The organism is Streptomyces lydicus (genome assembly GCF_000717345.1).
Lineage (GTDB): Bacteria > Actinomycetota > Actinomycetes > Streptomycetales > Streptomycetaceae > Streptomyces > Streptomyces lydicus.
This window is the reverse complement of sequence record NZ_JNZA01000031.1, coordinates 60,353-73,129: the sequence shown is the minus strand read 5'-3', so window position 1 is coordinate 73,129 and position 12,777 is coordinate 60,353. Positions and strand designations below refer to the sequence as shown.

Here is a 12,777-nt window from a genome sequence, read left to right as displayed (position 1 = left end):
TCTGACGGTCCGTCGGACTCCGGTCGGGGGCACAGTAGAACTTGTTCCAGTAATACGGAAGGGGCCCGCCGGTGACCGGGGCACGCCGTCAGCGCGCACGAAGGCCCGGCCCGGCACCTGTGGGGTACCGAACCGGGCCTCGCCCGCGCCCCATCAGCCCACGGCGTGCTTCGCCGCGTTGTTGTTCCCGGGCTGCACCCGGTTGCGCTGCACGTCCTTGCAGTACTTGACGTATCCCTTGTTGGTCACATACTTGGCCGCGACCCAGGACGGCCGCTCCTCGCGGGTCAGGTACCAGACGCTGTTGCCGCCGACGCTCTGGGTGCGGACCTTGCACACCAGGCCGACCTGCGCGTGGTGCCGCAAGTAGCCCTTCACGGCGGAGTCGGTGCTGGGGTACTGACGCGCACTCAGGCCCATCTTCGTGGTGACCGTGCCGAACGGCTTCGCGGTGCTGTCGACGGTCGGCCCGGGGGTCGCCTGCGCCGGGGCCGCGATGGACAGCGTCGCACCCAGGGCGACTGCCGCGGTCAGCGCGCCCGCGCCGGCCGCGAGCTTTCTGCCTCGAGCCACGAGGACTTCGGTCGTGGACATAGGGGTCTCCTGTTCTTGACGCGCAATGCCACCCATTGCCGCGAAGCGGACATTACGCCCAAGAAACCCCAAGAATGTGGTGAAACGACGAACAGGCCGCCGATTGTGTGACGGTGCGGGGCCGTCCCCCGGGCGCCGGGTGCCCCCTGGGTCAGCCCTCCGTGCCGGCGAGGTGGATCCCGAAGTGGGCCCCCTGCGGGTCCCGGACCACCGCGACCCGCGGCCCGTCGGGGACGTCAGTGGGCGGCACCAGCAGCATCCCTCCGGAGTCGGCGGCCCGGGCGGCCGTTCCGTCGACGTCGGCGACCGCGAAGTACGGCAGCCAGTGGGCCCGGACATCGTCCGGGTAGAACTCGTCCAGCGCGCTCATGCCGCCGAAGTCGGCGCCGTCGATGCCGAACTGCGGATAGTCCTCGTGGGTGCCGACGCTCCAGCCGAAGACGCGGGTGTAGAAGTGCTTCGCGGCCTCCTCGTCCCGGGTGGCGAGCTCGACCCAGCCCAGCGAGCCCGGGGCGTTGAGCAGCCCGGCCCCGGGAAAGGAACGGGCCTGCCACACCGAGAAGACCGCTCCTTCCGGATCGGCCAGCACGGCGAAGCGGCCCAGGTCGGGAACGTCCGTGGGGGCCACCAGCTGCCGCCCGCCGGCCTCACTGACCGCGGCGGCCAGGGCGTCGGCGTCCCGGGTGGCGAACGAGACGGTCCAGGCGGTCGGCTGCCCGGGGGCGTGCAGCGAGGTCGCCCCGGCGACCGGGGCGCCGTCCAGACGGAACAGGGTGTAGCCGCCGGTGCCGTCGCGCGGTTCGGTCGCCTCGTGCCAGCCGAAGACCTGCCGGTAGTACACCGCGGCGGCGTCGACGTCCGAGGTGCCCAGCTCCACCCAGCAGGGCGCGCCGGGCGTGGGCTCAGTGATCTTCACGGTGTTCCGTCCCTCTGCGCCGGGCCGGGGCCGGGCCGTCTCGCGGTCGCGTCCGTACGCCGCCCCCGGCAGTCCGTACGCTGCCGATCGTGCGACGGGCGGGCGGGGGCCGCAACCGGAGGCGGACCCGGCCGGGAGCCGGCCGCGGTCAGCCCGCCAGGTCGGCCCAGCCCTTCCGGAGCCGCGTGAAGATCTCGTCCAGCGCGGGGCCGGGATCCGCGCATCCGCCGGCCAGCTGCCGGGCGGCCAGCACGTAGTGGGCCAGCGCGCGCACCGACGGGGCGTCCGCCGGGGTGCCGAGTTCCACGGCGAGCGCCTCGGCCAGGGCCGTCTCGTGGCGCAGCCACATCCGGTGGGCGTACTCGGCGAGCGCCGGGGTGTTCTCGACCAGTTCCCGGAAGTCCCGGAAGCCGGGCGTCTCGTGGGCGCACACCAGCAGGCCGCGGAGGTGGGCCTGCAGCGCGTCCAGCACGGTGGTGCCCGGCCGCCGCTCACGGACGGCGGCGATCAGGGCCGCGCGCTGCTCGGCGTCCTGGTCGAAGACCAGGGCCTCCTTGCCGGAGAAGTGCTTGAACAGGGTGGTCACCGAGACGTCCGCGGCCTCGGCCACGTCCTTGACGCCGACCTGGTCGTAGCCGCGCTCCAGGAAGAGCCGGAGGGCGGCGTCGGCCAGCGCCTGCCGGGTCCGGGCCTTCTTGCGTTCGCGGCGCCCGGGCGCGGGCTCGTCCACGGCGGTCACGTCCCTTCCTGCCCGGCCATCCGGCGCAGATGGCGCAGGGAGCCCTGGGGAGCGTCGGCGGAGAGGGCGTTGGCCAGGCCGCGGGCGGCCCCCTCGGCGGCCTTGGCGGAGCGGGGCAGCATGACCTCCTCGTAGGCGCGGACCGCGGCGTCCGGGTCATCGGATACGGCGAGGGCCTCGGCGAGTTCGCTGCCGTCGAGCATGGCCAGATTGGCGCCCATGCCGGAGAACGGCGTCATCAGGTGCGCGGCGTCGCCGAGCAGGGTCAGGCCCGGGGTGTGGGTCCAGGTGTGCGGCACCGGCAGCGCGAACAGCGGCCGGTTGACGAATCCGCCGTCGTTCTCCCGCAGCAGCGCCAGCAGCCGGTCGTCCCACCCGGCGAACACTTCGAGCAGCACGGCCCGCACCGCCCCGGTGTCCGCCATCCGCACCCCGGCCTCCAGCGCCCAGTCCTGCGAGCCGCGGAAGGCGGCGTAGCCGCGGAGGTGGCCGCGGGCGTTGCGCTGGACCATCAGCGCCTTGTGGGGGGCGGAGGCCATCAGGCTGCCGTCGCCGACCAGGCCCGCGATCTCCGGGTGCCGGGTGTCCGCGGCGTCGAAGCCGAACTCGACGAAGGTGACGCCGGAGTAGTGCGGGTCGACGTCGGAGAGCAGCGGCCGCACCCGGGACCAGGCGCCGTCGGCGCCGATGACGAGGTCGAAGGTCTCGGTGTGACCGTCGTCGAACTCGGCGTGGTGCCGCCCGTCACCGAGCGGGTGCAGGGTCCGCAGGTGGTGCCCCCAGTGCACGGTCCCCGGGGCCAGCGACGAGAGCAGCAGGTGGCGCAGTTCACCCCGGTCGATCTCCGGGCGGGCGTCGTCGCCGGGGGCCGGGGTGTGCCGGAAGAGCACGGTGGCGGTGTGGTCGAGCAGCCGCATCTCCTGCCCCTCGGGACGGGCCAGGGCGGTGAACTCGTCATGGAGGCCGGCCGCGCGCAGGGCCGCCTGGCCGGTCGTCAGATGCAGGTCCAGCGTGCCGCCTTGCGGGCGGGCGTCGGCGGACGCCTCATGGTCGAAGACGGTCACCGCGATGCCGTGCCGCTGGAGGACCCGGGCGCAGGTCAGCCCGCCGGGGCCGGCACCGATGAGCGCGATGCGGAGGGTGTTGGGATTCATGGCACCAGAAAAGCACAGCGACTCAGAAAGTGCAATCACTACACTTTCTAAGTCGCTCAACCATGGCAGGGACGGGTTAGCGTCCTCACGGGCCGCCCGGCGCCTGTGTGTGGTCGCCGTAACGGCGGATGATCGCCTGACGTGACACCTGGTTAACGGGCGGTTCGTAGGGTCGGGCCGAGTATCCGACCACAAAGGGGACCGCCCGTGACCGCACCGGAACCGCCGGCAGAGAGCACCACGCAGGTGCGGACCGCGTGCTCGTACTGCGGTGTCGGCTGCGGGATCGTGCTGGACGTCGCGACGGACGCGGCCGGGCGGCGCACGGTCCGCAAGGCGTACGGCGACAAGGCGCACCCCGCCAACGCCGGCCGGCTGTGCACCAAGGGGGCGACCAGCGCCGAGCTGCTCACCGCGCCCGGGCGGCTGACCCATCCCCTGGTGCGCGCGGACCGCGGCGACGCGCCGGCGGCCACCGCGATGGAGACCGCCGTGAAGGAGACCGCCCGGCGGCTGCGCGAGATCGTCGACACCCACGGGCCGGACGCCCTCGCGCTGTACGTCTCCGGGCAGATGACGCTGGAGGCGCAGTATCTGGCCAACAAGCTCGCCAAGGGCTTCGTCCGCACCCGGCACATCGAGTCCAACTCCCGGCTGTGCATGGCGAGCGCGGGCAGCGGCTACAAGCTGTCGCTGGGCGCGGACGGCCCGCCCGGCTCGTACCAGGACTTCGAGCAGGCCGAGGTGTTCCTGGTCATCGGCTCCAACATGGCCGACTGCCATCCGGTCCTCTTCCTGCGGATGATGGAGCGGGTCAAGGCGGGCGCCAAGCTGATCGTGGTCGACCCGCGGCGCACCGCCACGGCGGCGAAGGCGGATCTGTTCCTCCAGGTCGCGCCGGGGACGGATCTGGCGCTGCTGAACGGGCTGCTGCACCTGCTGGTGGAGAACGGCCGGATCGACACGGAGTTCATCGCCGGGCACACCGAGGGCTGGGAGGCGATGCCGGAATTCCTCAAGGACTATCCGCCCGCCGTGGTCGCCGGGATCACCGGGCTCGCGGAGGCCGACCTGCGCCGGGCCGCCGAGTGGATCGGTGCGGCGGGCGACTGGATGAGCTGCTGGACGATGGGGCTGAACCAGAGTGTCCACGGAACCTGGAACACCAATGCGCTGATCAACCTGCATCTGGCGACCGGCGCGATCTGCCGCCCGGGCAGCGGGCCGTTCTCGCTCACCGGCCAGCCCAACGCGATGGGCGGCCGCGAGATGGGGTACATGGGACCGGGCCTGCCCGGGCAGCGGTCGGCACTGGTGGCCGAGGACCGGGCGTTCGTCGAGGAGCTGTGGGACCTCGCGCCGGGGACACTGCGGGCGGACGACGGCGGCAAGGGCACCGTCGAGATGTTCCGGCAGATGGCCGACGGGGACATCAGGGCCTGCTGGATCATCTGCACCAACCCCGTCGCCTCGGTCGCCAACCGCCGCACGGTCATCGAGGGGCTGGAGGCCGCCGAGTTCGTGGTGGCACAGGACGTCTTCGCGGAGACCGAGACCAACGCGTACGCCGATGTGGTGCTGCCGGCCGCGATGTGGGCCGAGTCCGAGGGCGTGATGGTCAATTCGGAGCGCAACCTGACGCTGGCGCGCCGGGCCGCCGACCCGCCGGGCGAGTCCTGGCCGGACTGGCGGATCATCGCGCGGATCGCCTGCGAGATGGGGTACGAGGACGCCTTCGGCTACGAGAGCGCGGAGGAGATATTCGAGGAGATCAAGCGGGCCCGGAACCCGCGGACCGGCTACGACCTGCGCGGGGTGTCGTACGAGCGGCTGCGCAGCACCCCGGTGCAGTGGCCCAGCGCGGGCGCGGACGGCCCCGACCGCAACCCGGTGCGCTACCTCAACGACGGCGTCAGCCAGGACCCGGCGGTGCGGCCGGACGGCTCCCGGCCGCGGCTGGTCTTCCCCACCGCCTCGGGCCGCGCCGTGTTCTTCGCCCGCCCGCACCTCCCGGCCGCCGAGCTGCCCGACGACGACTTCCCGTACGTGCTGAACACCGGCCGGCTGCCGCACCAGTGGCACACCCTCACCAAGACCGGCAAGGTCGGCAAGCTGAACCGGCTCGACTCCGGCCCGTTCGTGGAGATCCACCCGGAGGACGCCGCGGCGCTGGGGATCGCCGAGGGCGACGCGGTGGAGGTCGCCTCCCGGCGCGGGCGGGCGGTGCTGCCCGCGGTGGTGACCGACCGGGTACGGGCCGGGAGCTGCTTCGCGCCGTTCCACTGGAACGACCTGTTCGGCGAGTACCTCAGCGTCAACGCGGTCACCCATGACGCGGTCGATCCGCTCTCCTTCCAGCCCGGGTTCAAGAACTGCGCGGTGTCGCTGGCCAAGGTCGCGGGAGAGGCCGGCGGCACCGGGGGCGAGGCGGCACCGGCCCGCACGGCCGGCCCCGCCGATCCGCCCGCGGGCCGCGACGACATGGCGAGGGACACGGTGGCGACGCTGACCGAGGTGTTCCGCCTGCCCGAGGCCGCCCCTCCGGTGCTGTCCGCGCACGAGCGCCGCTATCTGTCCGGGTTCCTGGACGGGCTGCGCTCCGCGCCGGCCGTCGGCACGCCCGTGCTGCCCGCGCAGGCGCCCTTCGCCCCGGAGAGCGCCCTGTGGGTGAACGGTGTGCTGGCCGGGATGTTCTCCCGGGCGCCGCAGGCCCCGCCGGCCCCGGAGCCGGACGCGGCGGGCGCAGCCGGCGCAGCGAAGGCCGACTCCCCCGCCCGCACGGTCCTCGTGCTGTGGGCCTCCCAGACCGGCAACGCCGAGGAGGTCGCGGCGGCCGCGGCGCAGCGGCTGGCGGGCAGCGGCCGGGAGGCGACCCTGCTGAGCATGGCCGACAGCGCGCCCGCCACGTTGCCGCGCACCGCCGACCTGCTGATCGTCACCAGCACCTTCGGTGACGGCGACGCCCCCGACAACGGGTCGGGATTCTGGGAGACGCTCAGCGCACCGGACACCCCGCGGCTGGACGGGGTGCGCTACTCGGTGCTGGCGCTGGGCGATTCCTCGTACGACGACTTCTGCGGCCACGGCCGCCGGCTCGACGCGCGCCTCGCGGAGCTGGGCGCGGTGCGGCTGGCCCCGCGTACGGACTGCGAACCGGACTACGAGCAGCCGGCCGGGCAGTGGCTGGAGCAGGTGCTCACCGCGCTGGAGGGCGGTACGGAACCAGCCGGCGACACCGCCGGCGGCGCGCCGGAGCCGGGGCCCGCCGCCGCGTCACCGGCCGCGCCCGCCGGGGCCCGCCGCCCCTCCAAAACCGCGCCGGCCACCGCCCGGCTCACCGGCAACCAGCTGCTGAGCCGGCCCGGCGCCACCAAGGAGGTGCGCCGGTTCACCCTCGACACCCGGGACGCCGCGGCCGGACCGCTGGCGTACGAGGTCGGCGACGCGCTGGGGGTGCGGCCGCTGAACTGCCCCGAACTGGTGGCGGAGTGGCTGGCCGTCACCGGTCTCGACCCCGCCACCCCCGTCGGACTCACCGGCCTGGAGGAAGTGCCGCTCGGCGAGGCGCTCAGCCGCCATCTGGACATCACCAGGATCACCCCGGACCTCCTCCGGCTGCTCGCCGAACGCACCGGCGACCGGGGGCTCAAGAAGCTGCTGCGGCCCGACAACAAGGGCGAGTTCGCCCGGTGGGCCTGGGGCCGGCAGGCCGTCGACGTGCTCGCCGAGCACCCGGTCGGGGCCGACGCCGAGGAGTGGGCCGGCGTCCTCGGACGGCTGCAGCCCCGGCTGTACTCCATATCGTCCAGCCCGCTGGCCGACCCCGGGCAGATCGGTCTGACGGTCTCCGTGGTGCGCTACGAGAACCGCGACGGCCGCCCGCGCAAGGGCGTCGCCTCCACCTTTCTCGCGGACGCCGGGTCCGGCAGCCCGGTGCCGGTCTTCGTACGGCAGAACGCGCACTTCCGGCCGCCGGCCGACCCGGCGACCCCGATGGTGATGGTCGGACCCGGCACCGGCGTGGCGCCCTTCCTCGGCTTCCTCGACGAGCGGCGCGCCCGTGGCCACCGCGGCCCCAACTGGCTCTTCTTCGGCGAGCAGCGCCGCGCCACGGACTTCTACTACGAGGACGAACTCGGCCGGATGCGCGACGACGGGCTGCTGACTCGCCTGGACACCGCCTTCTCCCGTGACCAGCGGGCCAAGGTCTATGTGCAGGACCGGATGCGCGAGCACGGCGCCCAGCTGTGGTCCTGGCTCCAGGACGGGGCCCACTTCTACGTCTGCGGCGACGCCTCCCGGATGGCCGGGGACGTCGACCGCGCCCTCCGCGAGATCGCGGTGGCCCACGGCGGCCTGACGCCGGACGCCGCCGCCGGGTACGTCAAGCAACTCGCCGCCGACAAGCGCTACGTCCGCGACGTCTACTGACCACCCGCCCCGGCGGATGGGGGCGGCGGAGGTACGCGGCGAGGCGGTCGTCGGGTCTGCGGTGGTCGGTGTAACCATCGCCCACGCGGCCGTGGTCGACGTTTCCGGCGCTGCCGTCACGAGTGCCCTCAGCCATGCCCCGAACGTCACTCTTCGTGAGCGCGTTCGGGGCTTTTTTGGTGAAGCGGCCGTCCCGGGGCATTGGACGCACGATGGAGAGGAAGGAGAAGCGCCATGAACGCGATGACCACAGAACCGCCACCCAAGGGTCCGGGCGCGGTGCCGAGCGACCCGGAGCCGCTGCCCCGCGACCCCGTTCCGGCCGAGCCGGAGCGGGACGAGCCGGGACCGGAACCGGAGGAGCCACCCGGTGCGGAGCCGGACGAGCACCCCTCCCCCGAGCCGCCCGACTGAACCGGACGGTCCCGGTTGCCTGCACAGCGTAACCAACCCAAGGTGTATTAAATGGTGGATATCGGATACACAATGATGACCGAGCAGGCCGGGCCGCGGGCGCTGGTCGAGCACGTGGTGGGCGCCGAGCGCGCCGGATTCGACTTCTCGGTGACCTCCGATCACTACTTCCCGTGGCTGGCCTCCCAGGGCCACTCCCCGTACGCGTGGAGCGTGCTGGGTGCCGCCGCGCAGGCGACCACCCGCATCCCCCTGATGACCTATGTGACCTGCCCGACCACCCGCTACCACCCCGCCGTCGTCGCCCAGAAGGCGGCGACCGTGCAGCTGCTGTCGGAGGGCCGGTTCCGGCTGGGGCTCGGCTCCGGCGAGAACCTCAACGAGCACGTGGTGGGCGCCGGCTGGCCGGCCGCGCCCGTAAGGCTGGACAAGCTCGCCGAGGCGATCGAGATCATCCGCGCGCTCTTCGAGGGCGGCGAGGTCACCCACCACGGCACCCACTTCGACGTGGTGCACGCCAAGCTGTGGGACCTGCCCGACGTCACGCCGCCCATCGGGGTGGCCGTCTCGGGCGACCGCTCCTGCGAGATCGCCGGCCGGCTCGGCGACCTGGTGATCGCCACCGAACCCAAAAGCGAGCTGCTGGCGGCCTTCGACCGATACGGCGGCAAGGGCAAACCACGCGTCGGCCAGCTGCCCGTCTGCTTCGACCGGGACCGGGACGCGGCGATCGCCCGGGCGACCGACCAGTTCCGCTGGATGACCGGCGGCTGGCGGGTCAACGCCGAGCTGCCGGGGCCCGCCGGATTCGAGGGCGCCACCCAGTACGTACGGCCCGAGGACATCGCCGAGGCCGTTCCGTGCGGCGACGACGTCGGCCGGTTCGTCGAGGCGGTACGCCCGTACGTCGACGCGGGTTTCACCGAGGTCGCGCTGGTCCAGATCGGCGGCGACCACCAGGAACCGTTCCTGGACTGGGCGGAGACCAAGCTGCTGCCCGCGCTGCGCAACCTGTGAACGCCCCCTGCACACCACCTCGGTGAGGAGATGAGCATGCCCGATGCGCACGCCCCGGCAGCCACCGGAACGGCCCCTGCCCCCTCGGCGCGGGGGCCGCTCGACGCCGACGAGCTGCGGGCGCTCGACGCCCACTGGCGGGCGGCCAACTACCTGGCCGTGGGACAGATCTACCTGATGTCCAATCCGCTGCTGGCGGAGCCGCTGCGCCCCGAGCACATCAAGCCGCGGCTGCTGGGCCACTGGGGCACCTCGCCCGGGCTCAACCTCGTGCACACCCACCTCAACCGCGTCATCAAGGCCCGCGACCTGGAAGCGCTGTGCATCTGGGGGCCGGGGCACGGCGGACCGGCCGTGGTGGCCAACTCCTGGCTGGACGGCACGTTCTCCGAGATCTACCCCGACGTCAGCCGGGACGCGGCGGGCATGGCCCGGCTGTTCCGGCAGTTCTCGTTCCCCGGCGGGATCCCCAGCCATGTCGCGCCGCAGGTCCCGGGCTCGATTCACGAGGGCGGTGAGCTGGGCTACTCCCTGACCCATGCCTACGGCGCGGCCTTCGACAACCCGGAGCTGGTGGTGGCCTGCGTGGTGGGCGACGGGGAGGCCGAGACCGGTCCGCTCGCCGCGTCCTGGCACAGCACCAAGTTCCTCGACCCGGTACACGACGGCGCCGTGCTGCCGGTCCTGCACCTCAACGGCTACAAGATCGCCAACCCGACGGTGCTGGCCCGGCTGCCCCGGGAGGAGCTGGACCAGCTGCTGCGCGGCGTCGGCCACGAGCCGGTGCACGTCACCGGCGACGACCCGGCGGCGGTGCACCAGGAGTTCGCCGCCGCGATGGACCACTGCCTGGACCGGATCTCCGACATCCAGCGCCGCGCCCGGACCGGCGGGGAGACCGAGCGCCCCCGCTGGCCGATGATCGTGCTGCGCACGCCCAAGGGCTGGACCGGCCCCCGCGAGGTCGACGGCAAACCCGTCGAGGGCACCTGGCGCTCCCACCAGGTCCCGCTGGCCGGCGTGCGCGACAACCCCGAGCACCTGCGGCAGTTGGAGGACTGGCTGCGCTCCTACCGGCCCGCGGAACTGTTCGGCGGCGACGGGCGGCCGCGCCCCGACGTGCTCGCCTGTGTGCCCGAGGGGACGCGCCGGCTGGGCGCCTCACCGCACGCCAACGGCGGGCTGCTGCTGCGCGATCTGCCGACCCCGCCGCTGGAGCGGCACGCGGTGGAGGTGGACAAGCGCGGCGCCGCGCTGCACGAGCCGACCCGGGTGCTCGGCGGCCTGCTGGCCTCGGTCATGGAGGCCACCGCCGAGCGCCGCGACTTCCGCGTCGTGGGCCCCGACGAGACCGAGTCCAACCGGCTGGGCGCGCTCTACGGCGCCACCTCCAAGGCATGGGAGGCCGAGACGCTGGACACCGACGAGCACCTGGCCCGCGGCGGCCGGGTCATGGAGGTGCTCTCGGAGCACCTGTGCCAGGGGTGGCTGGAGGGTTACCTGCTGACCGGCCGGCACGGGCTGTTCTCCAGCTACGAGGCGTTCGCGCACATCGTCGACTCGATGGTCAACCAGCACCTCAAGTGGCTGCGGACGGCCCGCCGGCTGCCCTGGCGGCGCCCGATCGCCTCGCTGAACTACCTGCTCACCTCGCACGTCTGGCGGCAGGACCACAACGGCTTCTCCCACCAGGACCCCGGCTTCGTCGACCACGTCCTCAACAAGAGCCCCGAGTGCGTACGGGTCTACCTGCCGCCGGACGCCAACACCCTGCTGTCGGTGGCCGAACACGTGCTGCACACCCGGGACTACGTCAATGTGATCGTGGCCGGCAAACAGCCGAGCTTCGACTGGCTGACCCTCGACGAGGCCCGCGCCCACTGCGCACGCGGCGTCGGCACCTGGGAGTGGGCGGGCACCGAGGACGGCAGCCGCGACCCCGACGTGGTGCTGGCCTGCGCCGGGGACGTCCCCACGCAGGAGACGCTGGCCGCGGCCGATCTGCTGCGCCGGCACCTGCCGGAGCTGGCGGTGCGGGTGGTCAATGTCGTCGACATGGCCCGGCTGCTGCCGGCCGGCGAACACCCGCACGGCATGCCGGACTCCGAGTACGACGCGCTGTTCACCCGCGACAAACCGGTCATCTTCGCCTACCACGGCTACCCGTGGCTGATCCACCGGCTCGGGTACCGCCGCGCGGGCCACAGCAATCTCCATGTGCGCGGCTACAAGGAGGAGGGCACCACCACCACGCCCTTCGACATGGTCGTGCGCAACGACCTCGACCGCTACCGGCTGGTGATGGACGTGGTGGACCGGGTGCCCGGCCTCGGCGTCCGCGCCGTCGCGGTGCGCCAGGCGATGGCCGACGTCCGCACCCGCCACCACGCCTGGATCCGGGAGCACGGCGTCGACCTGCCCGAGGTCGTCGACTGGACCTGGTCCGGCTGACCGCCGCCCGCCGTCGCGCCGGCCGCGCTCCGACGGAGTAACGCGCGGCGCGGTGACGGGGCGGCCGGAGCCGCGCATGTGAGCCTGTGGGCCGGGTAACCGGTCGGCGGGAGGTGCGTACAGGTGGCCGGACGGCTGAGGACGAGCGCCGAACTCATCGGCTGGTGGGCGGCGTTGACCCTGCTGTGGATCGTGCTGATCGGCCCGGTGGACACCCTGGAGTGGGCGGTCGGCGCCGGCGCCGGACTGGTCGCCGCGGCGGCCGCCCTCGGCGCGCGGCGCGCGGCCGGCGGCCGGTGAACGGCTGGACGGCCGCGGGAACCGCGTTGCTGCTGTGCGGCGTGGCCCCGGCCGCCTGCGCCACGGCCACCGGCCCGGTCTCGCGCCGGGTGCCCGCGCAGAATCTGACCACCACGCTCCTCAGCCTGGTGTTCCTGCTGCTGGCCCAGGGCTTCGGCCGCACGGCGTACGTCGACACCGCACTGGTGCTCTCGGTCCTCGGACCGGCCGGCACCCTGCTCTACGTGCGACTGCTCGCCGACCGGCTGGCGGCCCGCCCGCCGCGCCCGCGGTCGCTGCTGGCGACGACGGCGCTGAACTATGTCGCGGTACCGGCGGTGGTGGTGCCGCTGTGCTTCGCCACCGGGCCCGGCCGGGCGCTGGTGAAACTCCTGGTGATCGGCGGCCTGTTGGTACTGGGCAGCCGTACCGCGTCCCGCGCGGTGACCGCGGCCGTCACGGCGGGGCACGGGCTCGCCGGCTCCGCGGAGGGGATGTCCGATGGCTGAGAACGTGCCCGTGCTGATCGGACTGGTGCTGGTGGCCGTCGCGGGGACCGGCGCCGTCCTCGTGCGTGATCCGGTCCGCCAGTCCTTCGTGCTGTCGCTGCTCGGCCTGGCCCTCGCCGCCCTGTTCCTGCTGCTTCAGGCGCCCGATGTGGCGCTCTCCCAGCTGGCGGTCGGCTCCGCACTGACCCCGCTGATGGTGCTGCTGTCCGTACGCAAGGTGCGCCGCAAGGCCCGCAGCGAGCGCCGGGAGGAACACGAGTGAGGCAGCGGGAG

The 12,777-nt window shown here is 73.4% G+C and carries 11 protein-coding genes; 7 read left to right on the top strand and 4 right to left on the bottom strand.

The features are described 5' to 3' along the window. Positions 1–153: 153 nt before the first annotated feature. From OO62_RS26305 to OO62_RS26290, 4 genes are all read right to left on the bottom strand, one after another. Positions 154–594, bottom strand: coding sequence for a hypothetical protein (locus OO62_RS26305; protein ID WP_033270062.1), 441 nt, complete (start codon positions 592–594; stop codon positions 154–156). A 151-nt stretch (positions 595–745) separates the two neighbouring features. Further along, the gene (locus OO62_RS26300) at positions 746–1,510 is read right to left on the bottom strand and encodes a VOC family protein (protein WP_033270061.1); all 765 of its coding nucleotides are present in this window, start codon (positions 1,508–1,510) and stop codon (positions 746–748) included. A 148-nt stretch (positions 1,511–1,658) separates the two neighbouring features. After that, the gene (locus OO62_RS26295; protein WP_033270060.1) at positions 1,659–2,249 is read right to left on the bottom strand and encodes a TetR/AcrR family transcriptional regulator; all 591 of its coding nucleotides are present in this window, start codon (positions 2,247–2,249) and stop codon (positions 1,659–1,661) included. Continuing rightward, the gene (locus OO62_RS26290) at positions 2,246–3,403 is read right to left on the bottom strand and encodes an FAD-dependent oxidoreductase (RefSeq protein WP_033270059.1); all 1,158 of its coding nucleotides are present in this window, start codon (positions 3,401–3,403) and stop codon (positions 2,246–2,248) included. Before OO62_RS26290 ends, OO62_RS26295 begins: the two co-directional genes overlap by 4 nt. 207 nt (positions 3,404–3,610) lie before the next feature. On the opposite strand from OO62_RS26290, the gene OO62_RS26285 reads away from it, so the two are divergent. The 7 genes from OO62_RS26285 (at position 3,611) to OO62_RS26260 (ending at position 12,766) form a co-directional block, all read left to right on the top strand. Further along, complete coding sequence (locus OO62_RS26285; protein ID WP_033270058.1) at positions 3,611–7,834, top strand: bifunctional nitrate reductase/sulfite reductase flavoprotein subunit alpha; 4,224 nt, start codon at positions 3,611–3,613, stop codon at positions 7,832–7,834. A gap of 234 nt (positions 7,835–8,068) precedes the next feature. Beyond that, on the top strand, positions 8,069–8,248 hold the full coding sequence (locus OO62_RS26280) for a hypothetical protein (RefSeq protein WP_033270057.1): 180 nt from the start codon (positions 8,069–8,071) through the stop codon (positions 8,246–8,248). A 51-nt stretch (positions 8,249–8,299) separates the two neighbouring features. Continuing rightward, positions 8,300–9,265 carry an LLM class F420-dependent oxidoreductase gene (locus tag OO62_RS26275; protein ID WP_033270056.1) on the top strand — a complete coding sequence of 322 codons (966 nt, stop codon included), beginning with the start codon at positions 8,300–8,302 and terminating at the stop codon, positions 9,263–9,265. Positions 9,266–9,301: 36 nt separating this feature from the next. Further along, the gene (locus tag OO62_RS26270; protein WP_033270055.1) at positions 9,302–11,716 is read left to right on the top strand and encodes a phosphoketolase family protein; all 2,415 of its coding nucleotides are present in this window, start codon (positions 9,302–9,304) and stop codon (positions 11,714–11,716) included. Between the two features lie 123 nt (positions 11,717–11,839). Beyond that, positions 11,840–12,016 (top strand): hypothetical protein, encoded by a 177-nt coding sequence (locus tag OO62_RS40025; RefSeq protein ID WP_164993293.1) that lies wholly within the window; start codon positions 11,840–11,842, stop codon positions 12,014–12,016. After that, entirely contained in the window at positions 12,013–12,504 is a 492-nt protein-coding gene (locus OO62_RS26265) for a monovalent cation/H+ antiporter complex subunit F (protein WP_033270054.1), read from the top strand. The genes OO62_RS40025 and OO62_RS26265 overlap by 4 nt, the downstream gene beginning before the upstream one ends. After that, positions 12,497–12,766, top strand: coding sequence for a hydrogenase subunit MbhD domain-containing protein (locus OO62_RS26260; RefSeq protein WP_033270053.1), 270 nt, complete (start codon positions 12,497–12,499; stop codon positions 12,764–12,766). Before OO62_RS26265 ends, OO62_RS26260 begins: the two co-directional genes overlap by 8 nt. The last annotated feature ends 11 nt before the right edge of the window (positions 12,767–12,777 follow it).